At 58.9% G+C, this 24,648-nt stretch carries 25 protein-coding genes; 14 read left to right on the forward strand and 11 right to left on the reverse strand.

Translation table 11 applies throughout. The features are described 5' to 3' along the window. Nucleotides 1-2: 2 nt before the first annotated feature. Nucleotides 3-1,610 (reverse strand): RNA repair transcriptional activator RtcR, encoded by a 1,608-nt coding sequence (rtcR, locus tag J3P85_RS13710; RefSeq protein WP_434706213.1) that lies wholly within the window; start codon nt 1,608-1,610, stop codon nt 3-5. A gap of 205 nt (nt 1,611-1,815) precedes the next feature. On the opposite strand from rtcR, the gene J3P85_RS13715 reads away from it, so the two are divergent. From J3P85_RS13715 to J3P85_RS13725, 3 genes are all read left to right on the forward strand, one after another. Beyond that, complete coding sequence (locus J3P85_RS13715; RefSeq protein WP_434706214.1) at nt 1,816-3,042, forward strand: RtcB family protein; 1,227 nt, start codon at nt 1,816-1,818, stop codon at nt 3,040-3,042. Between the two features lie 4 nt (nt 3,043-3,046). Continuing rightward, nucleotides 3,047-4,078, forward strand: coding sequence for an RNA 3'-terminal phosphate cyclase (rtcA, locus tag J3P85_RS13720; RefSeq protein ID WP_434706215.1), 1,032 nt, complete (start codon nt 3,047-3,049; stop codon nt 4,076-4,078). Nucleotides 4,079-4,206: 128 nt separating this feature from the next. Beyond that, nucleotides 4,207-4,842: a hypothetical protein gene (locus J3P85_RS13725; protein ID WP_411384652.1), complete on the forward strand. Its 636-nt coding sequence runs from the start codon at nt 4,207-4,209 to the stop codon at nt 4,840-4,842. 42 nt (nt 4,843-4,884) lie between these two features. On the opposite strand, the gene J3P85_RS13730 is transcribed toward J3P85_RS13725, so the two are convergent. Continuing rightward, entirely contained in the window at nt 4,885-5,430 is a 546-nt protein-coding gene (locus J3P85_RS13730; RefSeq protein ID WP_434706216.1) for a hypothetical protein, read from the reverse strand. Between the two features lie 299 nt (nt 5,431-5,729). Here J3P85_RS13730 and J3P85_RS13735 point away from each other — a divergent pair, with 299 nt between their 5' ends. The 3 genes from J3P85_RS13735 to J3P85_RS13745 are packed head-to-tail and all read left to right on the forward strand — an operon-like array spanning nt 5,730 to nt 10,283. Continuing rightward, nucleotides 5,730-6,170, forward strand: coding sequence for a hypothetical protein (locus J3P85_RS13735; protein WP_434706217.1), 441 nt, complete (start codon nt 5,730-5,732; stop codon nt 6,168-6,170). Nucleotides 6,171-6,199: 29 nt separating this feature from the next. Further along, nucleotides 6,200-9,121 carry a DUF4132 domain-containing protein gene (locus J3P85_RS13740; RefSeq protein WP_434706218.1) on the forward strand — a complete coding sequence of 974 codons (2,922 nt, stop codon included), beginning with the start codon at nt 6,200-6,202 and terminating at the stop codon, nt 9,119-9,121. Nucleotides 9,122-9,167: 46 nt separating this feature from the next. Continuing rightward, a complete protein-coding gene (locus J3P85_RS13745) occupies nt 9,168-10,283 on the forward strand; it encodes an NAD(P)/FAD-dependent oxidoreductase (protein ID WP_434706219.1) in 1,116 nt (371 codons plus the stop codon). Here J3P85_RS13745 and J3P85_RS13750 read toward each other — a convergent pair. The 6 genes from J3P85_RS13750 to J3P85_RS13775 form a co-directional block, all read right to left on the reverse strand. Continuing rightward, entirely contained in the window at nt 10,280-10,705 is a 426-nt protein-coding gene (locus tag J3P85_RS13750; RefSeq protein ID WP_250963721.1) for a MarR family winged helix-turn-helix transcriptional regulator, read from the reverse strand. The genes J3P85_RS13745 and J3P85_RS13750 overlap by 4 nt on opposite strands. Then, on the reverse strand, nt 10,698-11,186 hold the full coding sequence (locus tag J3P85_RS13755; protein ID WP_250963722.1) for an AAA family ATPase: 489 nt from the start codon (nt 11,184-11,186) through the stop codon (nt 10,698-10,700). Before J3P85_RS13755 ends, J3P85_RS13750 begins: the two co-directional genes overlap by 8 nt. 122 nt (nt 11,187-11,308) lie before the next feature. Then, nucleotides 11,309-12,070 (reverse strand): SDR family oxidoreductase, encoded by a 762-nt coding sequence (locus tag J3P85_RS13760; RefSeq protein ID WP_434706220.1) that lies wholly within the window; start codon nt 12,068-12,070, stop codon nt 11,309-11,311. A 34-nt stretch (nt 12,071-12,104) separates the two neighbouring features. Then, nucleotides 12,105-12,932 carry an EamA family transporter gene (locus J3P85_RS13765; protein ID WP_434706221.1) on the reverse strand — a complete coding sequence of 276 codons (828 nt, stop codon included), beginning with the start codon at nt 12,930-12,932 and terminating at the stop codon, nt 12,105-12,107. A gap of 68 nt (nt 12,933-13,000) precedes the next feature. After that, nucleotides 13,001-13,906: a transcriptional regulator GcvA gene (gene gcvA / locus J3P85_RS13770; protein WP_411384646.1), complete on the reverse strand. Its 906-nt coding sequence runs from the start codon at nt 13,904-13,906 to the stop codon at nt 13,001-13,003. Nucleotides 13,907-13,986: 80 nt separating this feature from the next. Then, entirely contained in the window at nt 13,987-14,565 is a 579-nt protein-coding gene (locus J3P85_RS13775; protein ID WP_186705757.1) for a TetR/AcrR family transcriptional regulator, read from the reverse strand. Between the two features lie 122 nt (nt 14,566-14,687). Here J3P85_RS13775 and J3P85_RS13780 point away from each other — a divergent pair, with 122 nt between their 5' ends. Continuing rightward, complete coding sequence (locus tag J3P85_RS13780) at nt 14,688-15,446, forward strand: SDR family oxidoreductase (RefSeq protein ID WP_434706222.1); 759 nt, start codon at nt 14,688-14,690, stop codon at nt 15,444-15,446. A 49-nt stretch (nt 15,447-15,495) separates the two neighbouring features. On the opposite strand, the gene J3P85_RS13785 is transcribed toward J3P85_RS13780, so the two are convergent. Continuing rightward, on the reverse strand, nt 15,496-16,494 hold the full coding sequence (locus tag J3P85_RS13785; RefSeq protein WP_434706223.1) for an NAD(P)-dependent oxidoreductase: 999 nt from the start codon (nt 16,492-16,494) through the stop codon (nt 15,496-15,498). 110 nt (nt 16,495-16,604) lie between these two features. Between J3P85_RS13785 and J3P85_RS13790 the strand changes: the two genes are divergently transcribed. The 3 genes from J3P85_RS13790 to J3P85_RS13800 all read left to right on the forward strand — a co-directional run bounded on the left by J3P85_RS13790 (nt 16,605) and on the right by J3P85_RS13800 (nt 18,716). Further along, nucleotides 16,605-17,222, forward strand: coding sequence for a TetR/AcrR family transcriptional regulator (locus J3P85_RS13790; protein ID WP_434706224.1), 618 nt, complete (start codon nt 16,605-16,607; stop codon nt 17,220-17,222). Nucleotides 17,223-17,357: 135 nt separating this feature from the next. Next, on the forward strand, nt 17,358-17,987 hold the full coding sequence (locus J3P85_RS13795; RefSeq protein WP_434706225.1) for a LysE family translocator: 630 nt from the start codon (nt 17,358-17,360) through the stop codon (nt 17,985-17,987). 57 nt (nt 17,988-18,044) lie between these two features. Next, nucleotides 18,045-18,716 carry a class I SAM-dependent methyltransferase gene (locus J3P85_RS13800; RefSeq protein ID WP_434706226.1) on the forward strand — a complete coding sequence of 224 codons (672 nt, stop codon included), beginning with the start codon at nt 18,045-18,047 and terminating at the stop codon, nt 18,714-18,716. On the opposite strand, the gene J3P85_RS13805 is transcribed toward J3P85_RS13800, so the two are convergent. Together J3P85_RS13805 and J3P85_RS13810 are read right to left on the reverse strand one after the other, a co-directional pair. Then, a complete protein-coding gene (locus tag J3P85_RS13805) occupies nt 18,687-19,367 on the reverse strand; it encodes a phosphoglycerate mutase family protein (RefSeq protein WP_434706227.1) in 681 nt (226 codons plus the stop codon). The two genes, J3P85_RS13800 and J3P85_RS13805, sit on opposite strands and share 30 nt — an antisense overlap. A 198-nt stretch (nt 19,368-19,565) precedes the next feature. Then, entirely contained in the window at nt 19,566-20,807 is a 1,242-nt protein-coding gene (locus J3P85_RS13810; RefSeq protein WP_434706228.1) for an OprD family porin, read from the reverse strand. A 242-nt stretch (nt 20,808-21,049) separates the two neighbouring features. Between J3P85_RS13810 and J3P85_RS13815 the strand changes: the two genes are divergently transcribed. From J3P85_RS13815 to J3P85_RS13830, 4 genes are all read left to right on the forward strand, one after another. Further along, nucleotides 21,050-21,997, forward strand: coding sequence for a LysR family transcriptional regulator (locus tag J3P85_RS13815; RefSeq protein WP_186705595.1), 948 nt, complete (start codon nt 21,050-21,052; stop codon nt 21,995-21,997). A 91-nt stretch (nt 21,998-22,088) separates the two neighbouring features. After that, complete coding sequence (locus J3P85_RS13820; RefSeq protein ID WP_434706229.1) at nt 22,089-22,880, forward strand: putative hydro-lyase; 792 nt, start codon at nt 22,089-22,091, stop codon at nt 22,878-22,880. Nucleotides 22,881-22,910: 30 nt separating this feature from the next. Then, on the forward strand, nt 22,911-23,450 hold the full coding sequence (locus J3P85_RS13825; RefSeq protein WP_434706230.1) for a hypothetical protein: 540 nt from the start codon (nt 22,911-22,913) through the stop codon (nt 23,448-23,450). Between the two features lie 199 nt (nt 23,451-23,649). Next, complete coding sequence (locus J3P85_RS13830; RefSeq protein ID WP_434706231.1) at nt 23,650-24,570, forward strand: LysR family transcriptional regulator; 921 nt, start codon at nt 23,650-23,652, stop codon at nt 24,568-24,570. Nucleotides 24,571-24,648: the final 78 nt, after the last annotated feature.

Here is a 24,648-nt window from a genome sequence, read left to right on the forward strand (position 1 = left end):
TTCTATACAAGCTCGCTGACTTGGCTCCATGGGATGTTGAATCGACCCAGAAACTTACGGATACGATCGGAATCATTAGGCGATGCCTTGGCTGATCGGCTCTGTGAAAAGAGCTTGCGACCGGCCTCCGCCTGACTTGCCGCTGTGCTGCACACCTTCAAGACCGACTCCAGCTGAAGGCGATCGAACAGATCAATTTCAAGACCTGCTTTCGCCAGGTGCTCCGACAGCGGGTCGGAGGTGGTCGGCATCCGCCAGTCCAGGCGCAGTCGTTCCAATTCATCCTCCACCAGCGCCATGTCGATCCGGCCGCTGTCGGCCAAGGTAGCCATCCGGGTGATCGACGCAGAGAGTTGTCGGAAGTTTCCTGGCCAACGGGCGTCCCCGCCGGTAGCAAAGGACACATATCGGCGCCGAGCTTCGACATTGAAACGAACCGTGTAGCCGTGATCCCGGGCATAGCGCTGCAGTTCAAAATCGATGTTCGGCTCGATGTCTTCCCTTCGGTTGGCCAACCCGGGCAGTACAAATGTCCAAATGTTGATCCTGGCTAACAAGTCCTCGCGAAACTGGCCTTCGGTCACTCGTGTTTGCAGGTCTCGATTGGTACCTGCTATCAGGGTGAAATCGGACTCGACCTCCCTGTCAGAACCCATCGGCAGGAACCGCTTTTCCTCAATCGCCTTCAGGAGCATCGCTTGCTCATCGAGCGGCAGCTCTCCAATCTCATCAAGGAACAAAACCCCTTTGTGAGCCGAGCGCAGCAAGCCCTCGCGCGCCTGTTGAGCGCCAGTGAACGCGCCTTTGGCATGGCCAAAAAGCGTCGACATCGCGGTATCACCGCGCAACGTGGCGCAGTTCACTGCGACGAACGGGCCACCGATCTGGTGTCGGCCCCGTTTAAGCTCATAGACCTGTCGTGCCAGAAAGGACTTGCCGGCGCCTGTGGGGCCGCTGATCAAAATCGGCGCCTTGGATCGAACGGCGACCCGTTCGATCTGCTCTATCGTACGGTTGAAGGCCGTGTTGCGGGTAGCAATGCCGGACTTGAGCAGTTGCGTACCTTCCAGCCGCTCAGCGTGGAATCGCTTCGCGATCTGGTCGTAGCGCTGAAGATCCAGGTCGGTGACAACGTGTTTGCCAGCCGGCACCGAGTCATCATTCCGCAGGCTGCTCGGCTGTGTCTGTATCAGTTTGGCCGGGACGTGCCGGGACTCGGCCAGCAGGAACCAGACGATCTGCTGAACATGGGTGCCCGTGGTGATGTGAACAAGATAATCCTCACGCTCTGTGTCAAAGGGGTAGTCAGCCGCGAAGTCATGGAGTGCGGCATACACTTCCTCGAAGTCCCAGGCGTTTCGCATCGCCATGGTGTGCAGGCGGACTTCGGTCTCTGGCGACACCTGAGCGATATCAGCCGCTACCTTCAACGCCAGATCCGTGTCAAAACGCGCCTCCCCGTGAATCAGCTCAAGGCGATCAATCACCAGGTCGGGCTGCTGGCAAAGTGAGACAGTCGGGCGCCATTTGTTCCAGCGCTGCTCACCCTTGCCAACGCGGTCGAGCTTCGAGCCCAGGATTCCAATGGCGACTGTCTTCTTGATTTGCATTGCGGGATATCTCAAAAGATAGCATTCGATAATGCAGTATAGTTTTTATGTCTTTGTATTGAATAGACTTCACTGGGCTGTAGGTCGTCATTTCTTAATTAATCGTTATATATCAATGAAATACAGAAAATATAGTTCACCGTTAGTGACTTTGGCATGCCGCTCGCTATAGAGCTCCAAACAGAACATCACAGGAGCGAAAATAATGACCACTCAAACCTTCGAGCTGCTTGAGGTCGAAAACGGCAAGCCCATCAAAATGTGGACCCGAGGCGTCCCGGTTGAGCCGGAAGCCAAGCAACAATTGATGAACACAGCGCAGATGCCGTTCGTGTTCAAGCACATGGCTGTCATGCCCGACGTTCATCTGGGAAAAGGCTCGACCATCGGAAGCGTGATTCCTACCAAAGGCGCGGTGATTCCCGCTGCCGTCGGGGTCGACCTCGGTTGCGGGATGTCGGCTGTGCGCACCTCGCTGCGCGCCGGCGATCTTCCCGACAGTCTGTTTGGCCTGCGTAGCGCAATCGAGAAGGCGGTGCCGCACGGACGCACCTCGGGGCGTAGCGGCCGGGATAAAGGCGCTTGGGAGACCGCCCCGGCGCTTGTCGATCAGGCATGGTCGGCCCTTGAGGGGCGTTTCAACCTCATCACCGACAAACACCCCAGCCTGGAAAAATCCAACAACCGCAAACACCTCGGAACGCTAGGCACAGGCAACCACTTCGTAGAAGTGTGCCTGGACGAGACCGACCACGTGTGGGTCATGCTGCACACCGGCTCCCGTGGCGTAGGGAACATGATCGGCACCTATTTCATCGAAAAGGCCCGTGAAGAGATGCGCAAGCACATGGTGAACTTGCCCGACCGGGATCTCGCCTACCTGCGGGAAGGAACGTCCAGCTTCGATGATTACGTCGAGGCTGTTGAGTGGGCCCAGGACTTCGCCAAACAGAACCGCGCGGTGATGATGGTGGCGGTGTTGGACGCCGTCCGATCGATTATCACCAAGCCCTTCGACGCACGGCTGATCGCTGTCGACTGCCACCATAACTACGTGGAGCGGGGCACTTATTTTGGGGAGGACATTCTTCTCACCCGCAAAGGCGCCGTCTCCGCACAGAAGGGGCAGATGGGGATCATTCCGGGATCGATGGGCGCAAAGAGCTTCATCGTGCGTGGCCTGGGGAACGAGGAGGCATTCTGCAGTTGTTCCCATGGTGCGGGCCGGGTGATGAGCCGCACCAAGGCGAAGGCGGTGTTTACGGTCGAGGACCAGGTGCGGGCGACCGCTCATGTGGAGTGTCGTAAGGATGCGGCTGTTATCGATGAGATTCCGATGGCTTACAAGGATATCGATGCGGTGATGGCTGCCCAACACGACCTGGTCGAAGTGGTTCATACCTTGCGCCAAGTCGTATGCGTGAAGGGGTGACGTGATGGACCAGGACCTGATTCTGATCGACGGCACCCAGGGAGGAGGGCAGGTGCTTCGTACGGCCCTCAGTCTCTCGATAATCACCGGGCGGGCGTTCCGGATGACGGGGATACGCGGCAAGCGTTCCCGTCCCGGATTGTTGCGCCAGCACCTGACCGCCGTACGCGCGGCGACTGAGATTTGTGGCGCTGAAACCCTTGGGGCGGAACTTAACTCGACAGCCATTGAGTTCCATCCCGGACGTGTAAAAGCCGGAGAATATTCATTCGCAATCGGAACGGCGGGCAGCACGATGTTGGTATTGCAGACGCTGTTGCCTGCACTTTTGCGTGCTGATGGGCCGAGCACCGTCCGGATCACTGGAGGGACGCATAACCCCGCGGCGCCGCCCTTCGAATTCATACAACACGCTTGGTTACCGCTGGTACGGCGTATGGGCGCGCAGGTGGAACTGACGCTGCTCAATCATGGCTTTGTCCCCGGCGGAGGGGGGCTGGTCGAAGCCACTGTTGAACCTTCAATTCTCAAGCCGCTGGAGCTGGACGGTGGAATGGACCCCGTCACCATCGTGTCGGCCGGAGCGCTGGTTTCGGCCATTCCGGTATCGATTGGGAACCGAGAAGTCGATCGGCTTTCAGCGAGGCTGAAGATCGGACGGCACGATCTCTTTGTCAACGACCTGGGTGACCAGGCAGGGCCCGGAAATGTCGTGTCGATCACGGCCATGAAAGCTGGCGTTACCGAAGTGTTCGCCAGCATTGGCCAAGAACGCGTTCGCGCGGAGCAGCTCGCTGACGTGGCGATAGACGAATTCACAGAATGGGCCCATTCGAACACGGCGGTGGGAAACCACCTGGCGGATCAATTGATGTTGCCGATGGCCATCGCCGGCGCTGGCAAACTAACGACGGTACGCCTGAGCAATCATATTCGAACGAACGCCGCTGTTATCCAGCAGTTCCTCAATGTTGAGGTGTGCCTTGCTCAATCTTGTGATCAAGGGAGCGCTGTTGTTGAGCTTCATACTCGTTAATTTCACGCATTGGAAAAAAACGGGTGGGGGAGCGCGGCATGATGGCCTTTTGCTTATAAACGGATCCCGCTAGAATTCGCCCCCCTCTCTGTGAGCGGCATTAGTAAAAATTACGCAAGGAAGTCGATATGCAATTTGCAAAAGCCATGGGCCTCGTCTTGGCCTTGAGCCTCAGTGGATGTGCCAGTTTCACCAAAGATGAAGTAGCCCCGGTGAATCTGCCTTCGATGGCCAGCTACTCGAACAAACCGAACGTCTATGTCGACTTCGATTTCTATCAGGGCGAACCTGGCAATGCCAAAGCCACCGAGGTGCCGCAGGCTCGGGACATGCTCAAGCCTGATCTGAAGCGGACCTTCGACGAATCAGGGCTTTTCGGGCGCGTAGTCTTCGACGAATTCCAGAAGCAACCGGGCGACTACAGTCTTCGATTGAAGGTCTACAACCACGCACCAGGTGGTGGGCAAATGGTCCTGGCATTCATCAGCGGCTTCACGTTCACGATCATTCCTGCGCTGGCAACCGACCAGTACACGGTGAGCCTGGAAACCCTGGATGAGCAGGGTCAGCCGGTGGGCAAGACCAGCAACCACGATGCGGTCAACACGTGGCTGGGTATCTGGTTCCTACCCCTGGCAGGTAATACGCCCAAAGCTGCCATCACCGATACCTTCAACCGGCAGGTCAATGCGCTGTTGAAAAACTGGGTCGACAACAACCGCATGAAATACTCCGCTGTCGATACCCACATTCCACGGGGCTGACAGCCGACAGAAAAAGAGCCGCAACCGCGGCTCTTTTTTTGATCACTTCAACGCTTGAGTGAACTGTGGATCGCTGTACAAGCTCTTGAGCAAGTCTTGCACCATAGGGTTGTAGTTGTTCGCCGCAGCCGGAATGGCGATCGGGCCGAAGAAACTGCTGTCCCAATCACGCTGCACGTCTTTGGTGGTTTCGTATAAAACCTGGTCACCTTTACGCAATGTGAAGCGCGCAGCCAGCTCGCCATGGCCGTTGCTCATGCCAGCGGTGAGCTGGCTCTTGACCAATTGAATCTGCAGTTGTCGGTCAGCACGAGGGTCCAGCAAACCAGCCTGACGGAGCTCATCGTTGATCGCTGCCTGGATGTGCAGTGGAACGCTGCCCACGGGCGAAGAAATCGGGTTCAGGCGAACCATCAAAGACCCTTGACCAGAATCAGCATTCACCTGTGTTTCGCGCAGGAGTTGCATGGGCTCATTTTTCTTGAGCTGCTGAACGTTTTGAAAGTTGGGTTCATAGCGGGTCATGGTCACACCACAGCCTTGAAGCAGCAGCGCGCAGAACGGTAGAACCAGGTAGAGCTTCTTCACAGCAAATCCTTATGTGCTTTTTGAGAAGGGGTGATTATCGTTGGATAGCCTTAAGCCATCAATGAGGGTTTGTGGGATACGTAAACATCTCGTTTAACATAATATACATTATGTGTACTCATATGCTGGACCAGTCGACGTCCTTTGCAGGCTTTTTCCGCTGCGCCGCCGTTGTCGACCACGACGGTGAATAATGTTGTGCCTTTACCAGGCGCTCGCCGAGCGACTGGCTCATGCCTAATGAACGATTATGCTAAGGTCCCATCCGCTCGACTAACCCGGCTTGCAAGGAATGGGTCATGGAGTTCGTGGTTCACAGCTATTGTTTTAAAGGCGCACGCCAGGAGCTTTTACTGCCTCCTGTCACCCTCGCACCCATTTCATTGACCTTGACGGTCGCCGAGCTCATTCGCCTGACCGTTGCCGAACAGATCGCCGCGCTGTCAGCTCAGCACGGGCTGGAACAAGCGTCGATGCGTGAAGTGCTCGACCGCCAATACCTGAGCGAGCGGGATATTCTTCAGCAAGCCAGTGAAGGCGCGATTGTCATGCCTCAGGCCAGCGCGCCTCCAGTCCTGGATGTCAGCGTTGAGGTCGAGCGAGCTTTGAAGGGTTTTGAAACCCGTGCGTTCCGCGTTCTGCACAATGGCGTCATGCTGCAAAGACTCGACGAGTCAATCGAATTGAGTCTTCCTTCCACGCTCGCGTTTATCCGCCTGGTGCCGCTGGTTGGCGGTTGATCCTCGTCACTCAGTTCTCGGATATCCTTATGCAATCACGCCGTCCAGTACCCGAACAAACCGAACGTCTCGCAGCGCTGCGAGCATTCTGCGATAGAGCATTGGATGACTATCCCGAGCTTGATCTATATGACGAATTCGAGCCCGATTTCTGGGACGGCATCGACTGCCTATATATAGCGGCTGACTGGGTCAGGCAGCATCCCGAGGATGGGCCCAAGGCACTGGCTGATGGTTTTGTGTTCCCTACCGTGTGGGACGATCTGGAGGACCGCCGCGATCAACAGCGCTATGGCCTGCAATATCGACTCTGCGATGCGTGGATCACGGCCCGCCCAGATGCTTATGCACTGGAGCAGATCGGGGCGCGACTACGGCATATGCTGCAATTTGCCTTCGAGGACAGTGATTATCCGCTGCCCACTGACGAAGATGGACCTGCCTACTACCGAAGAAGTCCGGACCAGGCCTGGGCCTTCCCTGATGTTCAGGCCTGCATCAATCGTCTGAGCAATTACCCGTCCACCCCGGCCTGGCAGACCCTCGCCGAATGGTTACTGGACGGCAGCTGGAACCGCGAGCAGCCCCCGTCCGCGCCTTGTGGTGAACAAAGGAAAATCGCCGACGCGTATATCTACGGGCACAAGGAAATCAAGCGCATTGCGCGGGGCCTGATGGAAGCGGGCCGCCTCGATTACCCTCGCTTCGTCCGGGCAGCCAATACCTGGGGCCGCGCCATGATGTTCTACGCAGGCGACGCCGGACTGGGCAGCGATGATGTGGACCTGAATCAGTACGCGGATGAGGAGTTTGACGAGGACGATTCAAGCGACGAGGCCTCGGAAGACATGGATGTCGAGTCATCCCAAAGTGAGGAAATTCCCACTGAAGAATCCGCTGTCGCCTCCCCTGAACTGGCGAACTTCACCGTTCGTTATGTCGAGGAAGCCCTGGCTGGATTGCCCTATAACGCCGAGAGACTGGCTGACACCTTCCGTTCGGTCGAGGTTTATGAGACCCGCTGGTTACTGCAGTCCTTGGCGGTCATTGAGCGACTGGGCATGACGCCGGATAACTTCCTCGACGGCTTCGGCCATACGGCCGCGGTGCTCGAACGTTTTCTGTTGCTTCAGGCACTGCCCAAGGATCAATCGGCAGAACTGCTCCCAGTGCTGACCGGTTTTTCAAGAAATACCCTGCTGGCCGCCCTGCCCTATGCTGGACAAGCCAGCCGGGTGATGCTCGACGCGCTCGGTTGGAGTGATTTGCGAGCCTTCCAGCGTGAGTACCTGAACATGGCCTTGGCGCCTCGCTCCGGCTGGGGCACCGACCTGCCCAATACGCTGGATGAAACCGTGGGCGTGGTGGACCGCTATCTGCTGGACAAGGCGCTGGCCGAGGCCAACCCGGACCACTTGCGTGAGTACCTCGGGGCACTCGAACCCTCGCCCTGGGCGTTTCCCGAGACGCGTGTGCTGCTCGACGCCTACCAAGGCATCGGCCGACCGACCCTGGAAAAGAAGCTGGCCCGCCATGCACAGGCGGCTATGCGCATCTACGGCGTGCTGCCCGTCACGGATTCGGACGACGTACGCCAGCGCTATCTGAGGCTCAAGAAGCTGCACAACGAGGTGCGTAAATACGGCGCCGAACGACAAGCCAACTCCCACGCAGCGGTGCAGGCTGGACTGGAAAACTTGGCGCGTGTCGCCGGTTACCCCTCGGCGATCCGACTGGAATGGGCCATGGAATCGGAAATCGCCGAATCCGCCCTGACGGCCGCTACCATCGATGGTTATGACGTCACGCTCGTCATCGACGGCTTGTCGCCCACGTTGCACATCAGCAAAGCCGCAAAGACGCTCAAGACCGCACCGCCTGCGGTTCGCAAACACGCAGACTTCATTGCCCTCAAAGCGCAGCAGACCCAGCTCAAGGAACAGATCGCCCGCTTCGGCCGCACCCTGGAAACGATGATGAGCAGCGGCGAAACCCTGGCTTTGGACGATCTGAAACAATTGTTGAAAATGCCTGCTGTTCGTCTGCTGCTGGAGCAACTGATTGTGCAGGTCGACGACGCGGTGCTGGGCTGGCTTGATGCCGCGACGCTGACGGTGACTGATCTTGAAGGCCGCCAACACGTCGCTGAGAGGAATATGCGTATCGCTCACCCCTTTCATCTGTTCACGGCAGGGCAACTGTCAGCCTGGCAGAAAGACGTGGTGACCCATCGCCGCGTGCAGCCGTTCAAACAGGCCTTTCGCGAGCTGTACCTGCTCACACCTGCAGAGCGAGACACCGGCCTGTGGTCCAATCGATTTGCCGGCCACCGCCTGAAAGCCCAAGTTGCCGCGCGGTTGCTGCAGGTCCGCAACTGGTCGACCTCCAGCGTCGAGGAGATCTATTACGAGAGCAAAGAGCACGGCATTTACGCCCTGTTCAACTTTTTGGATACCGGTCATTACCTCTCGGAAACGGAACACTTTACCTTCGACACCATTGCATTCCATCGCGACCAGAAAGCTATCCCCCTTGAGCAAGTACCACCGCTGCTGTTCTCAGAAGTCATGCGTGACGCCGATCTGCTGGTCTCCGTAGCCCACGCCGCAGACGACTACAGCACTAGCCACGAAACCGTGCAACGACGCGCGGAACTGATCGGCGAGTTGATCCAAGAGCTGGGCTTGCAAAACGTTGGATGCGAAGGACATTTTCTGCATATTACCGGTCGGCGTGCGAACTACCGCATTCACCTGGGCAGCGCCGCCATCCATATCGAACCTGGCAACTACCTGTGCATCGTGCCCGCTGGTAGCAGTTTTACCGAGTTCTACCTGCCGTTTGCCGATACCGACAAGAAAATGGCTGAGGTGCTAAGCAAGATGTTTCTGTTGCTGGACGACATGAACATCACCGACAGCCTGATACTGGAGCAGATACAACTCGGTTGAGGGTACCTGCTCGATGACATCTAACGATTTGAAAGGAGCCGTGACGGTGAGTGTCGATATCGATTGCATAGTCGTGGGTGCGGGTGTCGTCGGTCTTGCCATCGCGCGGGAAATGGCCTTGGCGGGTCACGAAGTCCTGGTGATTGAAACTGGGGCGGCAATCGGTATTGGCATAAGCTCGCGTAATTCGGAGGTCATCCACGCGGGGATTTATTACCCTCCCGGGAGCTTGAAAGCCCGGCTGTGCGTCGAGGGCAGACAGGCACTTTACGAGTATTGCGATAGTCACGGTGTCAGTACGCGCAGAATTGGAAAGCTGATCGTCGCCAATACTGACGCGCAGGTAGATCAGCTTCGGTTCTTGCTCAAGCGAGGGCATGAAAACGGTGTGGATGATCTGTGCCTGCTTGATCGTAATCAGGCCATGGCGCTGGAGCCTGCGCTTGAATGCATCGCTGCGTTGTATTCACCTTCGACCGGCATCGTCGACTCCCATGCGCTGATGTTGGCGTTGCAAGGGGACGCCGAGGCGGCCGGCACCAGCATCGCGTTCCATGCCCCGTTCCTCGGTGCAAAGGTGACAGCGGACGGTTTTCTCCTTCATGTGGGTGGGGAAGCTCCCATGGAGCTTGCATGCCGCCGGCTAATCAATGCCGCGGGCCTTCATGCGCCGGCATTGGCACGGCGAATAGACGGATTGCCGTCTGATGCGGTGCCGCGTGACTATTTGTGCAAGGGCAGTTACTTCAACGTGTCCAGACGAGTGCCCTTCACCCATCTCATTTACCCGGCGCCGGAAGCCGATGGTCTCGGGGTGCACATGACCCTCGACTTGGGCGGACAGGCACGCTTTGGTCCAGATACCGAATGGGTCGAAACCGAGGACTACCAAGTCAATCCGGCTCGCTCAGACAGTTTCTATGCGGCCATTCGCAGCTACTGGCCCGACTTGCCGGACGGTAGCCTGCAGCCGGCCTATAGCGGGATTCGCCCGAAGATCTCGGCGCCTGGCGAGCCAGCCCGCGATTTTATGATCAGCAGCCAGCGCGAGCACGACGTCCCGGGGCTGATCAATTTGTTTGGCATAGAGTCTCCCGGACTGACGTCATGCCTGGCCATTGCCAAGCACGTACGTGAGCTGATTGAACGGCGTCACGCTTAACCAGGCTTGCTCCACTCCCCCACCATCGCCTCATAAACCTCTTGGCAAGCGAACTCCGCCGAGACCTTCGCATCGGCAAAAACCTGGTCGCCTGCTGACGTGAGGCAGGCGTAGCCTACGCGCGCATCCCGTGGGTCACTTTGGCGAGACACCAAGCCTATTTTTTCAAGCGGCAGTAGGGATTTGGTGACCGCCGATGCCGTCAGCCCCATGCTGTCAGCCAGGTCCGCTCGCCGCAGTCGAGCATTGTGTGCATGTTTCAAGTGGTACAGGATCATGAAATCGCTGAAGCTCAGGCCGTGCACGGCAGAGAGCTTGGCATCCACTCGCCGTGCGGCTGAAGTGTAGGCGCGTGAGAAACGAACACAGCGGTCGAGTATCGAGCCATTCGCGGCAGGTGCGGTAGATTCGTTGTCAGACATTGCAGCATTGCTCCAATTCTTGTGGGGAAGGACGTTCAAATCGGGAATCCATGAAATCAAACATTGGCCCCGTTACCTCGAAAGCGTAGGTCTCGCCTTTTTCACTATTTCTTTGCATGACCCGCTCACGCCGCAGTTGGGGGGCAGCATCGATGAAATAGCTGGACACCTGATAGCCCGCTTGGCCGGCCAACAAACGAATGCGTGTGCGATCAGCTTCACTCATGAAGCCTTGATCAAGCACGACGTCGCGCCCTGCTCCCAGGACCTGTATAGCCGTCTTCCATATATGGGCTTCACAGCGTTGTACACGGGCCATGATCCACGCCAGGTTCATGGGCTTCGGCAGGTCCGGGCCATAAAGCTCGTTCATCCACTCATCGATGGAGAAGCGTACGCCAGTCACTTCGGCATTCAGTTGCCTGGCGAACGTCGACTTCCCTGCCCCCAAAGGGCCAAAAACCATATGGACTGATTGCATGACTTTCTACTTTCTAGATACTTGAATGCTACAGTATCAAGAAATAAGAATGACGTGACCTATGGTCGACGAACGGCTGAAGTTACCCGAACATGAAATGAGGCAGCCGATATCCCCTCAGCCTACTTCCCTCCAGTCACATCCAGGAAGGTTCCCGTCACAAACGAAGCCTGCTCCCCCGCCAACCAGAGAATGGCCCGCGCGACCTCCTCCGGCTGGCCACCGCGCCCCATGGGAATCGTGTCCTTCACCCGATCGACTCTGCCCGGCTCTCCCCCGCTCGCATGCATCTCGGTATAGATATGCCCGGGTCGAACGCAATTGACCCGAATACCTTCCCGTGCCACTTCCTTGGCATAACCGGTCGTGAACGTTTCGACCGCGCCCTTGGACGCTGCGTAGTCGACGTATTCATTCGGGCTACCGAGACGGGCTGACGCCGAGGAGACATTGACGACGGCACCGCCACACCCGCCATAACGATAGGCCATGCGCCGGGTAGCCTGCTGCGCGCAAAGCATCGGGCCCAAGGTGTTCACCGCGAATATTCGCTGCATGCGCTCAAAGCCAAGATCCTCCAAGCGAGACTGCTGGGCGAGTATCGAGGCGTTGTTGACCAGCACATCGATTCGCCCGAAGTGCAGGTCAAGGGTGGCGAACAGTTCGGCAACCTGTGCTGGTTCGGCGTTATCGGCACGTACTGCCAAGGCACGAGCGCCCTTGGCCTCGACCTTCGCGGCCACCGCCAAAGCCGACGCTTCATGGGCGATATAGGTCAGCACGACGTCGTAACCTTGCTCAGCAGCCAGTATGGCCGTCGCCGCCCCGATCCCGCGCCCGCCTCCGGTGATCAGGATTACGGGCTTTTGCGAACGTTCATTCATGGTCAATCCTCACGACTGGATGAAAAAAGCAACGTCAGCCGATGACCAGCGTACCGAGGGCAATGACGGCACAGGCCAGCAGCTTGCGCAAGGTCAATGCCTCGCCAAGAAAGGCGTACCCGATCAACGCCGCGAACATGACGCTGGTTTCTCGCAACGCAGACACCGCGCCCATCGGTGCATGAGCCATGGCGTAGATCACGACCCCGTAGGCCAATAACGAAACCAGCCCGCCAGCGACGGCCACAGCGAACCCTGGTCGCAGGGCAAAGAGGCTTTGAGTGTCTCGCAGCCCGATGTAAACCACGGGCATCATCACGCCCCACAACAGGCACATCCAGGCGGTGTAGGCCATCGGCGCCCCGGAGAGGCGAACACCGATGCCATCGACAACGCTGTAGGCGGCGATGAAAAAACCGGTTCCCAGTGCGTAGGGCAAGTTGGGCAACGTCCGCCGACGCCTGGTAAAGGCCAGCGATAGGATTCCAGTCGACACCAACGTAATCCCCAGCAGTCCACTCGGCGCGACCCGCTCACCGGCGAACAGCGAAGCGGCCAGGACAATCAGGATCGGAGAGACACCGCGGGCGATGGGATAGGTTTGGCCGAGATCCCCGGACTTGTAACTGCGCACCAGGAACAGGTTGTAGCCCACGTGCAATACCGCGGAGAGGCCGGCGTAAAGCCAGCTTGCCCGGGCGGGCGGCGCCAGTAGCGCCGCCACGATGACGCTCGCCACAGCGATCGCCATGCACATGATGGTCATGGACCACAAACGGTCGGCGCCCCCGCGCAGCATGGCATTCCAACTGGCGTGCAGCAGCGCGGCGAACAAGACGAGGCAGATGATGTGTAAGGGCATGCATCATCCTAGACCGCTAAAGTAGCGCTATAGAAGCAAAGTCTCTTCATCCGTACATGATGAAAAGCTCATGCATAAGCCTGCTGAGCGCCAACTGCCTGGGTCACCAGCCAACGACGAAAGCTGGCAATGTGCGGTTGGGTCTCGATCCCTTTGGGACAGACAAAGTAATACGCCAAGGGCGATGCGACCGGCAGTTCGAAAAGCCTTTCAAGGCGGCCGTCATTGAGCTCGGCTTCGACATGCCCGCTGCGTGCCAGGGCGATACCTTGCCCCAACAGCGCCGCCTCGATGGTCATGTTGGTGTCGGCGTAGCGGATGCTTTCCTTCAAGGTCGTGACCTCGACACCCACCTGGGCAAACCACTGCTCCCATTTCGGCACCAGCGCTGCGCCATCGCGCGTCAGCAGTGGATAGCGCAGCAATTCGGCTGCCGTTTGAGGCGTACCAAAACGTGCGAGCAACGCTGGGCTGGCGACAGGAAAAATCTGCTCGCGGAACAGAAACTCTGAGAACAGCGAAGGGAAATGACCGTTGCCCAGGCGGATAGCAACGTCTGGGTCTGCCGTCGAGAAGTTAATGGGGTTGTCGGTACTGTCCAGGGTCAGCAGGATTTCCGGATGAGCTTGCGCCAGATCCGCAAGCCGGGGCAGCAACCACTTCAAGGCGAAGGAATAGGTCGTGCTGACGCTCAACCGCTGCCGCCCGTTTTGCTCGCGCAAATCGGCCAGGGTGGCCTCGAGCTTCATGAAGAACTCGCGCACGATGGGCGCGAGTGCTGCACCGGCCGAAGTCAGGTGCAGCGCGTTACCGCGATGAAACAACTGCAATCCCCAGAGCTGCTCCAGATGCTTGAGTTGGTGGCTCACTGCGCTTTGTGTGACATGCAATTCCTCTGCTGCCGCGGTGAACGTGGCGTGCCGCGTGGCGGCTTCAAAGGCTCGCAGGCTCGAAGAGGGCGGGAGGTTTCGCATGAAGGTCCCTTCCATGAGTAAACCTTCATGCTAGCGCCTTTGCATCGCTCATTATAGCCAGCTGTTCGCCAGCCACTGAGTCAGGTGTCAGACGGTTGATCCTTCCGGCTTTCGGGACTGCCAGCGCAGAGACCATCCATGACCAGGTCCATCAATCTGGCGAGACGCGAGCGCCAATCGCTCTGGGAATCGATTTGCCAAATTCCGGCAGTGGCTAGGAAAAAGTCATCGTGGGTAACCCCGCTACGAATCGTTCCGGCCTTTTCATTAGCCCTCAAAAGCGACTCGGCAGCGGCCTGGACGGGGGCGTATCCCGACTTCCCTGGGAACTCGTAAGTGGAGGCGGCTTGTCGTATCGCGGTCGCAAGCCCAGCCTTGGTCATTGCATATTCCGCGAGGCAGTCCATCCATTCCCGGAGGGCTTGCTTTGGGGGTTTTGTCGCGAGCAGCTCTTGCGCCAACGAGGCCACTTGCTGCATTTCGAATTGATAAACCTCGAATACCAGCTCCTCCCTATTGGCGAAATGGCGATAGAACGTGCCCTGCCCCACGCCGGCTTTCTTCGCAAGCGCGCTCAGCGGGACCGCAGGATCGAGTGTCAGCTCTGCCACAGCGACCTTCAGAATTCGTTCTCGATTTTTCTTGGCGTCAGAACGCATCGCCAATTCATCATTCTTGGGCAAAGTTCTTTCCTGCGCTGCATTGCAAAGCGGACAGTTGTCCGGTAGTTTTTTTAGCAAGTGGACAGCTGTCCGCTTGCGTACCCTTACCGGAGTTTACTATGAACAGCACGGGCAACACGATCCTGGTTACCGGCAGCACCTCAGGCATAGGCCTTGGCTTGGCGCTCAGGCTGCACAAGGCGGGTAACACCGTCATCATCGCGGGACGTCGCAAGGCGCTGCTCGACAAGATCGTGTCAGAACATCCAGGTATTGAATCGGTATTACTGGACGTCTCTGATCCGCAATCCATCCAGCGCACTTGCGAAACGCTGGCGATCAGTCACCCGAAACTGAACGTTCTCATCAACAACGCCGGCATCATGCACTGGGAGGATCTGACCGCTGCGCAAGACCTGAGCATCGCCGAAAATATCGTGACAACGAACCTGCTCGGCACGATTCGCATGGTGTACGCATTCATCCCCCAACTGATCAAGCAGCCCAGTGCGACAATCATCAACGTCAGTTCGGCTTTGGCATTCGTCCCGCTACCTGCGACACCGACTTACAGCGCAACCAAAGCGGCCGTCCATTCGTTCACTCAAAGCCTTCGCGTGCAACTGGAAGCCTCGCCCGTCCAGGTGATCGAGCTTGCACCGCCAGGTGTGCGCACCACGTTGCTCGGTCAGGAAAATGACGAGCACGCGATGCCTTTGGATGAGTTCTTGAATGAAATCTTCGAGCTGCTCGAGATCTCTCCAACCCCACAAGAGCTTGTCGTCGAGCGCGCAAAACCCTTGCGGTTTGCTGAGGCGAGCGGCTCGCATGATGAGATATTGAACATGCTTGCGGGCTACAAACCACCGACAGAGTGATATTGACCATGCCATCGCTGCAGTCCGGAAATGGCCTGCAGCGAGGCCCCTATAGCTTGCGCAATTCGCCACCCTCCTGCTTCAGACGCTCCAGATACGCAGTGGCATCCAGCAGTTGATAAGGAAAGTACAGCCCTGGCGGAATCGGTGGCTGGCCGTCCAACCCGATCAAACGTTCAAGAATCATCGCGACGCTGAGGCCGGTCAAGGGGGCCGCGCCTGCCGGATGGATGAGCGCATGACGTGTCTGCAGCGGCTCGCCCTGGCGGTCTTCGCCGACGAGTTCGATAATGATCTCGGTGGACATCGGCCTGCCCTGGCGGCGGGTTGAGCTTACTGCGGTGGCCAGGTTGAACTGGACATCCGGCGCGCCCGTCGCAGCCGCCAGGCCAACGACATCAATGGACGAGAAGCCGGTGGCCTCGATCTTCGTACCATCCACCGCGTGGAATCCTGCCTTGGAATCCTCTCCTTCGCGCCAGACGAACACACCGTCGCGCCGTGTCAGCGCGGCGGGCAGCATCTTGTTCAAATGTTCAAAATCGGTGGCGACGGTCGGACCGCCAGTATCCTGCTCATCGACCAGGGCGTTGATACGGATGTCTTGGACTCGGCCGAAGGCTCGGGCAATGCTTAGTGTCGCCACTGTCGTCGCGCCGGCCATCCATTCGTAACCGAGGACAATCGGCGAAGCATCAGGCGTGTGCATGTACGTTGCGATTTCCGGCGCGATCTCGAAAACGCCGGAGGAGATGCTGAGGTGCGGCACGCCGCGCTTTTGCGCGAAACGCAATCCGGCAAGGGCATGGTCCATGTAAAAGACCACGACGGCGCTGACCGGGTGATCGCCGAGACCGAGGTCGTCTGCGGTGGAGTCGATCACCACACCCTGTGCCCCGCCAATGTGCTCTGCGGCCCGCTGAGCCTTGGCAAGGTCGCGGCCACCAATCAGCAGGGGTACGTCGGGATGGGCGGCTCGTAGCGCCCGGGCGGTGTGATGGCCAATAGCGCCGGAACCGCCCATTAGCAAGATAGGATCAAGTGACATGGTGTGTTCTCCTTGTCTCTGGTTAAAACCTACTTTCAGTAGGTAAGCTAACACACCATCACGTACTTAAACCTACCATTGGTAGGTTTTTATCGACCAGGAACGAAAACGTGCAGAAAAACACTGAGCATAGCCCTCTCGGCTACCCTCCCCGCCGGCTAGCGAAAGCCGAACGGCGGCGACAATTGCTGGATACCGCGCTATTGATCGTGCGTGAGGAAGATGCCGATCGGTTGACCTTGGGGCATTTGGCTGCTCGCGCTGGCGTGTCCAAACCGGTCGTCTACGATCATTTCGGCACTCGCTCGGGTCTGTTGATCGAGCTTTACAAGTGGATCGATACCGAGCGGGTCACCGCTTTTCGTGACGCCATGTCCAACACTGCGCGGAGCCTGGAGGAAACGGCCCTCGTCCTGGCCAGCGCCTACATTCATTGCGCGGCCGATAACACCGACGAATTCCATGCAGTGGGCGCAGCCCTGGCAGGCAGCGAGGAAAAGGCGGCGGTGTTCCAAGAGCTTCTGGACAACTGTGTGCAGATGTTCATGGCCGTGCTCGAGCCTCACACAATGTGGTCGACTGACGAACTTGAGCGATGCTGCATTGGCCTCATCGGCGCGGGAGAAGCCCTGTCCGGCGCGTTGGTGCGGGGGCGGCACGACGAGGACAAGGTCATTGGCACATTCGCTTCCCTGATTCGCAGCGTCGTAAAGCCGACGGTGGCGTAGCTTTGGGCGCTGCGGTAACGGCCCCGGGATGCTTACATGTCCGGACGACTGTTGCTATCAGATAGTCCCGCACTGTAACTGACGCCCTCCTCGTCCTTCGCTTACTGTCGAGGCTCTTCCCTCGGAGTGATCCCCATGCCGGACACCGCCAATCTCTACCTGTTCGTGGTTGCTGTCGTGCTTCTGCTGATCGTTCCGGGGCCCAACATGGCCTTTGTCACCAGCCATGCGTTGGCCCACGGCTGGCGTGCCGGCGTCGCTGCGGCCCTCGGCATTTCCTTTTCGGACCTGCTGATGACGATGATGGTCAGCGCTGGCATTGGCGCGCTGGTGATGAGCTGGGCGCCGGCGTTCGATGTGCTACGTTTGGCCGGGGCCGGTTATTTGCTGTGGCTGGCCTGGCAAGCACTGAGAACGCCGGCCGCGACTCAGGACAGCCAACTGCAGGCAGCTTCGCTGTGGAAAATCTTCTGCCGAGGCGCCCTCAACAGCCTTTTGAATCCCAAGGCGCTGCTGTTCTTCATGGTGTTCCTGCCTCAGTTCGTTGACGTCAAGGCTGGCGGCGTGGGCCTGCAATTGATCTTCCTCGGAGCGTTGCTGGCACTGATTGCCCTCGTCTTCCATACCCTGCTGGGTGTTTGCGCCGCACAGCTCAGGACGAAACTGGCGAACGGCGGGATTTCAAGACGCCTGGGCACGTATGGTTTTGCCGGGGTCATGGCAGCGCTGGCGGCACGCCTGTTGTTTCTTGATCGACCGCTTTGACCCGCGACGCCTCAGGGGCTGTCCTATGCTTAGCTCATCCACTGCGGAGCTGGATCAATGTCGTCACCCGAAACCAAACTCCTCCAAAGTTGGCACCACAATGCCCAGGCCTGGATCGAAGCCATCCGCAGCGGTGCCATCGAAAGCCGCCGGACCGTCACCGACCAGGCCATGCTATTGGCAGTGCAGAGCCGCCGACCCGAACGCGCGCTGGATCTGGGCTGCGGCGAAGGTTGGTTGTTGCGGGCGCTGGCGGAACGGGGCATCGAAGCGGTGGGTGTGGATGGCGACGCGACGCTGGTCGAAGCGGCGCGGGCGTCAGGTTCCTCGCCGGTGCATCTGGCAAGTTATGAAGCACTGGTGGAGGCGACGGTGGACGTCGGCAGCGGCTACGACCTGATCTGCGCCAACTTCGCCCTGTTGCATCAGGACATCATCCCTTTGCTCGCCGCGATGAACGCCCTGCTCAGCCCAGGCGGCGCGCTGGTGCTCCAGACGCTGCATCCCTGGACCGTGGCGGCGGGCAATTATCAGGACGGTTGGCGAGAAGAAACCTTCGATGGGTTCAAAGGCCAATGGCAGCCCATGCCATGGTACTTGCGCACCTTATCCAGTTGGTTCAATGCCTTGGAGATGGCGGGTTTCCGACTGGTAAGCCTGCAGGAGCCACAGCACCCGCAAAGCCCGGTGCCGCAGTCGTTATTGCTGGTGGCCGAGCAATCCCGCTGATGGCGTTAGCGACTCGACGGTAAAACAGCCCGAGCGAAACACCCTGTGCGCCTGCATGCCGCGCTTTTGCATGGCTTTCCTGATGGTTCTGAGGAACATGCCGTGGGAGACGATGATTGTGGTCTTCCCAGCCTCGCCGCCGATTTTGTAAAGCTCAGCGGCCACACCGAGCGCCCGCTGGTGTTCGGCTATTCGGCTGGCGGCCCCCAGTGAAATCCCCAACACCCAAAGGATCCTGTGCAACGCGAACCAATGCCTCAAGCCCATCTTCAGGACGGGAATGTTGCTCAACCGCAGGTCAAACTCACGCAATCGAGCATCCTGTTGGATACGCGCCACGTCGAACAACCGGCAGGCCGTCGCGTAGGCTCTGTTGACGGGCGAGGACATGATGTTGGCTTCGCTCGCCAGGAGCATCTGAGATACGTTTGGCTGGCTCAGGAAGGCTGCAATTTCAGCCTCATCGATGGATGAGGTCTGGTTGTATTCATCCAGCCGAAGCTTGGCCGAACGGGCATTGCAGGAGTTGTAATCGATCAATGGTGTGGCATGGCGTATCAGGTAAATCACGGCAACAGCTCCTTGTTTCCCGGCAAATCCCTTTCGAAGCGCACCTGTATACAGGCTACGACGCCATTCAGCGAGTGCCATGCCGTTTTATCCAGGGGATACATCTGTGGCGAGGGAGCTTGCTCCCGCTGGGCTGTAGGAGCTGGCGAAGCCTGCAATCTTTTGATCTTTCGCTTGAGATTCAAGTGGCTGCTGAAAGATCGCAGCCTCGCTCCGCTCGACAGCTCCTACAGGCCGAGCGGGAGCAAGCTCCCTCGCCACAATGTACCGCAGGGTTTCTTACCAAAGCGCCACGGTGTAGCTAACGATCAACCGATTCTCATCCAGGTCATTGCCAAAATTGGAGCGCACCGTCGCGTTGCGCCATTTCAAGCCCAGCCCTTTCAACCTGCCGTCTTGCACCACATAGGCAATATCGGTGTTGCGCTCCCACTCCTTGCCTTCGCCAGGGGCGCTGCGCTGAACGTTGTCGCCAGTGATGTAGCGGGTCATGAAGGTCAACCCGGGTACGCCAAAGGCGGCAAAGTTGTAGTCATAACGCGCTTGCCAGGAACGCTCGTCGACGTTGGCGAAATCGCCGATCTGCACGAAGTTGACCAGGTACGGATCGCTGCGGCCGATGTAGGGGAACGGATCGTCACCGCTCATGCGCTGATAACCCAGGCCCAACGCATGACCCGCCAGGCTGTAGGTGAACAAGGCGCCGAAAGCCTGGTTGTCGAGTTCGCGGAAACTGCCGTCTTCGGTACTGCGCGAATAACGCACGTCACTCTTGAATGACTGTCCTGCGCCCAGGTCCAGCGTGTGGACGAACCCGAGGTAGTTTTGCTGGTAGATGTCTTCCAACTGGCTATAGCGGTATTGCCCCGTGAGGTTCGGCAGGAACTGATAGTCCGCCCCGGCGAACTGAAACCTTTCGCTGCTGCCGCCAATGCGGTTGGCGGTCATGTCCTGGTAGTCGGTGGAGTCGACAACGTTGATCTGGGTGAGTTGTCCGGCGGTCAGCTTCAAGCGATCGATTTCCTGCATGCTCAGCAAGCCACCCTTGAACGTGCCCGGCAACAGGCGCGTGTCGTTGGAACTCACCGCCGGGTCCTTGATCTGCAACGTGCCCAGCTTCAAGGTGCTCTTGGACAGGCGCACCTTGGCGGTCACGCCCAGTTCGCCATAACGGTCCTGGGAACCGCCCGACAGATCCGCCGGCAACAGATTGGTGCCCGCCGTGCCGCCGCCGGAATCCAGTTTGAAACCGGCCATGCCCAAGGCATCGAGGCCGAAACCCAAGGTTCCGGCGGTGTATCCCGATTCCATTCGCAGCAGCAAACCCTGGGCCCATTCCTCGGCCTTGTCCCGTGCACCGTCCTGGCGGAAGTCGCGGTTGAAATAGAAGTTACGAGCTTCCAGGTTGCCTTTGCTGTCGGCGATGAAATCGGCCTGGGCGTTCGGCACGCCGATCAGGCTCAGGCCGAGCAAGGTGCCCGCCGAGGTCCAGGTCCATCGAGGGAATGTGGCGTGTTGCATGGCGCGCTCCTTTTATGGACGCGAGCGAACCCCCCAGGGGCTCTGCGCACGCCTCGTTATTGTTGTCATTGGGGATGCCGGCGCAGTGGGCTTGCGTCGTGGAGCGGATTCTTTGTGTCGAATCGGCGCAGCGTCAAACGGGAAAAAAGCCGGATCGGCCATAAGAAAATTTGATGCGCCCGATGGCCCGATCTGGAGTAACAATTGCAACCATAAGAACCACACGCCCCCAGAGAGCCTCCATGAACCTCAAATTTCTCGAAACCTTCGTCTGGGTTGCCCGGCTGCAAAGCTTCAGCCTCACCGCCGAGAAGATGTTCAGCACCCAGGCGGCGATCTCGAGCCGGATCGCCTCGTTGGAAGAGGAGTTGGGCCTGCGCCTGTTCGTGCGGGATTCCCGTGGGGTCTCGCTGACGCCCGAAGGCCTCAAGGTGCTCGATTACGCCGAGCAGATGCTCGACGTCCAGCGCGCGTTGAAGCAGTCCCTGGACACCAGCAGCCCGCAGCAAGGCCTGGTGCGCATCGGGGTCATGGATACGGTGATCCACACCTGGCTCAGCCCGCTGATGTCGATGCTGATGCAAGCCTTCCCCGCCGTGGAAATCGAGATCACCGCCGATGCCGCGCGCAACCTCTGTGAGCAATTGCAGAAAGGCTACCTGGACATCGTGTTCCAGACCGATCTGGTCCGCCACGAAAGCGTGCGCAACCTGGAACTGGGCCACTATCCCATGCACTGGATCGCCGCGAGCCAATCGATCTATGCCCGGCCCTATGCGTCGCTGGTGGAGATGGCCGGCGAGCGCATCATCACCTTCGTCAAGCATTCGCGTCCGCACCAGGACGTGCTCAACCTGCTGTACGCCCACGGCGTGAGTGCGCCGCGGGTCAGTTGCGTCAATTCGGTCTCGGCCATGACCCGGCTGATTCGCGACGGCTTCGGCATCGGCGCCTTGCCGGCCGCGCTGGTGGCCAAGCCCCTGGCCAGTGGCGAATTGATCCAACTCGACCCCGGCACCGCCCTGCCCCAACTGGACGTCGTGGCGTCCTGGCGCGCTGGTGTCGGCCTGGAGTTGATCGAAAACATCGTCCAGATGAGCCGCCAGGTGGTCAGTCAGTACGCCGTCGATGTCGGGCCATTGCGCATGGTGGCGGCCCCCGGGCTGAACAGCCAAGCGCCTCTCGAATAACTTTTAGTTGTTGCGGGGTACCAATATTCCTTGTTGGACGGCATCGCCACGCTGTTCTCAAAGTAGCGAACGAACACTTGGAGAACCCGTGATGACGTCCTTCGAACAATTACAACAATGCTCACCCGTTGCCCTGCGCCAAAGCATCGCCGCCGGCCAATACCAAGGCCATACCAGCGGCCTGGGCCAGGGTCGCGTGCAAGCCAATATCGTGATTCTGCCCGGCGACTGGGCCAATGAATTCCTGCGCTATTGCACCCTCAACCGCCAGGCCTGCCCGGTGCTGGACGTGACCGAGCCAGGGGACCCGTCCTTTCGCAACCTGGGTGCCGCCATCGATATCCGTCATGAAGTGCCTCAATACCGGGTCTACCGCAACGGTGAGTTGAGCGAGTCGCCGCTGGACATCGAACACTTGTGGCAGGATGACCTGGTGGCCTTCGCCCTCGGTTGTTCGTTCTCCTTCGAACAACCCTTGCTGGAGGCCGGCATCCGTTTGCGGCACATTGAACTGGGGCGCAATGTGGCGATGTTTCAGACCAACATCGACACACGCCCCACCGCCCGACTGTCTGGCAAGATGGTGGTGACCATGCGGCCGATGAAGGCCGCCGCGGCCATCCAGGCGATCCAGATCACCGGACGCATGCCCAACGTTCACGGCGCTCCGGTGCATATCGGCGATCCGTCACTGATCGGCATTCAATCCCTGGACACGCCGGATTACGGCGACGCCGTGCCAGTGGAAGCGGACGAAATCCCGGTCTTCTGGGCCTGCGGCGTGACGCCTCAATCGGTGGTCCAGGCCTCGCGCCCACCGTTGTGCATCACCCACGCCCCGGGCTGCATGCTGGTGACGGACTTGTGGAACAGTGATTTGTAAGCCACGCATGACAATCTGAAGGGATACACGATGAACACGACTCAGCAATCGATTCAACAGTACATCAATGCCAAGGACGGCAATCGCCCGCACCTGCTGGACCAGGCCTTTACGCCGACTGCTATTCTGGACATGGTCGTGCGCACCGGCGCCATTACGTTTCCTGGCCACGTTGAAGGCCGTACCGCCATTGGCGATGTGCTGGTCAGTCGCTTCGGCCAGACCTTCGAAAACGTCTACACGTTCTGCCTGGCCGCCCCGCCGCCAGTAGACGCCGAAACGTTCCAGTGCAAATGGCTGGTCGCGATGTCGGACAAGAGCAGTGGCGAGGCGCGGGTCGGTTGTGGCCTGTATGACTGGCAGTTCGATCCGCAGTCGCGACTGGCCGAGGGATTGACCATCACCATTGAACACATGAAGACCCTGCCGGCGACCGATCTGCCGATGATCATGGCCTGGGCATCGAGGCTGGACTATCCGTGGTGCCTGCCGGAGGCGGCTGTCGATAACGTGCCGGATCTGCATGAGTTGCAAGAAGTGGTCTTGTATATGGCTAATGCCGAACAGTGAAGAATATGAAACCTGCCTAGCGACTGTGGGAGGAGACTTCCCTGTGGGAGCAAAGCTTGCTCGCGATACGGACACCTCGAGTTCAAGTAAGACCGAGTTGTCTTCATCGCGGACAAGCCTTGCTCCCACAGAGGGTGGGTGATACTCCTCTCGCCACAGTTTCCATGCTTTCCATGACTGCGCCAAGGAACCGCCCCAAGTGAACATCAAGTTTCTCGAAACCTTCGTCTGGGTGGCCCGCCTGAAGAGCTTTCGCCTCACCGCGGAGAAGCTGTTCACCACCCAGGCGTCCATTTCCAGCCGGATCGCCGCCCTGGAGGACGAAATGGGTGTGCGGCTGTTCGTGCGCGACTCCAAAGGGGTGTCGCTGACCTCCGAAGGCCAGCGCGTGCTGGAATACGCCGAGCGCATCATGGATACCATGCAAAGCATGAAAGCCGCGATCAAGGATCCGCGCCAGGTGCGCGGCCGGATCCGCATCGGTGCGATGGATACGGTGATCCACACCTGGCTCAGCCCCTTGGTCACACGCCTGATGGAATGCTACCCGGCCCTGGAAATCGAACTGTCGGCCGACACCGCGAGCAACCTCTGCTCACAACTGGAAAAAGGCTACCAGGACATCATTTTCCAGACCGACATCCTGCGCCTGGACAGCGTGCGCAATGCAGTGCTGACCCGTTATCCGATGCACTGGGTGGTACGCACCGGCTCCGCCTACGACCGCGCCTATGGGTCGCTGGAAGATCTGTCCCAGGAACGCATCGTGACCTTCTCGCGCAACTCCCGGCCCCACCAGGACATCCTCAACCTGCTGCACTTGGCCAACATCGTCTCGCCACGCATCAACTGCGTGAACTCGGCATCGGCCATCACGCGCCTGGTTCGCGACGGCTTCGGCATTGGCGCCATGCCCGCGGCGCTGGTGGTCGGTGAACTGGCCCAAGGCACCTTGACGTTGGTGGATGGCGTGCCGCTGCCCTCGGTCATGGACATCGTCGCCAGTTGGCGAACCGGTGCCGGCATGGAGCGAGTGGAGGACATCGTCAGCCTGACCCGGGAAGTGGTTGGCGAGTTCGTCGCGCAACTGCCGGCCGGCTATCGGCTCGACATGAATTAAGCCGGGCATTCATTCCGTCATCAGATTTTCACACCGCTGACATACCGTGGGCACCGATTGATCCCCGTCCACTTCAAT

It is taken from the genome of Pseudomonas sp. Z1-12, from assembly GCF_051132015.1.
Lineage (GTDB): Bacteria > Pseudomonadota > Gammaproteobacteria > Pseudomonadales > Pseudomonadaceae > Aquipseudomonas > Aquipseudomonas zanjanensis.

Bases quoted from the DNA above. Each gene is read 5' to 3' on its own strand.
- J3P85_RS13785 (WP_434706223.1), bottom strand. From the start codon at position 16,494: ATGTCACTTGATCCTATCTTGCTAATGGGCGGTTCCGGCGCTATTGGC.
- J3P85_RS13820 (WP_434706229.1), top strand. From the start codon at position 22,089: ATGACGTCCTTCGAACAATTACAACAATGCTCACCCGTTGCCCTGCGC.
- J3P85_RS13735 (WP_434706217.1), top strand. From the start codon at position 5,730: ATGGAGTTCGTGGTTCACAGCTATTGTTTTAAAGGCGCACGCCAGGAG.
- J3P85_RS13795 (WP_434706225.1), top strand. From the start codon at position 17,358: ATGCCGGACACCGCCAATCTCTACCTGTTCGTGGTTGCTGTCGTGCTT.
- rtcA (WP_434706215.1), top strand. From the start codon at position 3,047: ATGGACCAGGACCTGATTCTGATCGACGGCACCCAGGGAGGAGGGCAG.
- J3P85_RS13760 (WP_434706220.1), bottom strand. From the start codon at position 12,070: ATGAATGAACGTTCGCAAAAGCCCGTAATCCTGATCACCGGAGGCGGG.
- J3P85_RS13800 (WP_434706226.1), top strand. From the start codon at position 18,045: ATGTCGTCACCCGAAACCAAACTCCTCCAAAGTTGGCACCACAATGCC.
- J3P85_RS13805 (WP_434706227.1), bottom strand. From the start codon at position 19,367: ATGGCACTCGCTGAATGGCGTCGTAGCCTGTATACAGGTGCGCTTCGA.
- gcvA (WP_411384646.1), bottom strand. From the start codon at position 13,906: ATGCGAAACCTCCCGCCCTCTTCGAGCCTGCGAGCCTTTGAAGCCGCC.
- J3P85_RS13780 (WP_434706222.1), top strand. From the start codon at position 14,688: ATGAACAGCACGGGCAACACGATCCTGGTTACCGGCAGCACCTCAGGC.
- J3P85_RS13815 (WP_186705595.1), top strand. From the start codon at position 21,050: ATGAACCTCAAATTTCTCGAAACCTTCGTCTGGGTTGCCCGGCTGCAA.
- J3P85_RS13715 (WP_434706214.1), top strand. From the start codon at position 1,816: ATGACCACTCAAACCTTCGAGCTGCTTGAGGTCGAAAACGGCAAGCCC.
- J3P85_RS13740 (WP_434706218.1), top strand. From the start codon at position 6,200: ATGCAATCACGCCGTCCAGTACCCGAACAAACCGAACGTCTCGCAGCG.
- J3P85_RS13825 (WP_434706230.1), top strand. From the start codon at position 22,911: ATGAACACGACTCAGCAATCGATTCAACAGTACATCAATGCCAAGGAC.
- rtcR (WP_434706213.1), bottom strand. From the start codon at position 1,610: ATGCAAATCAAGAAGACAGTCGCCATTGGAATCCTGGGCTCGAAGCTC.
- J3P85_RS13775 (WP_186705757.1), bottom strand. From the start codon at position 14,565: ATGCGTTCTGACGCCAAGAAAAATCGAGAACGAATTCTGAAGGTCGCT.
- J3P85_RS13765 (WP_434706221.1), bottom strand. From the start codon at position 12,932: ATGCCCTTACACATCATCTGCCTCGTCTTGTTCGCCGCGCTGCTGCAC.
- J3P85_RS13755 (WP_250963722.1), bottom strand. From the start codon at position 11,186: ATGCAATCAGTCCATATGGTTTTTGGCCCTTTGGGGGCAGGGAAGTCG.
- J3P85_RS13725 (WP_411384652.1), top strand. From the start codon at position 4,207: ATGCAATTTGCAAAAGCCATGGGCCTCGTCTTGGCCTTGAGCCTCAGT.
- J3P85_RS13810 (WP_434706228.1), bottom strand. From the start codon at position 20,807: ATGCAACACGCCACATTCCCTCGATGGACCTGGACCTCGGCGGGCACC.
- J3P85_RS13750 (WP_250963721.1), bottom strand. From the start codon at position 10,705: ATGTCTGACAACGAATCTACCGCACCTGCCGCGAATGGCTCGATACTC.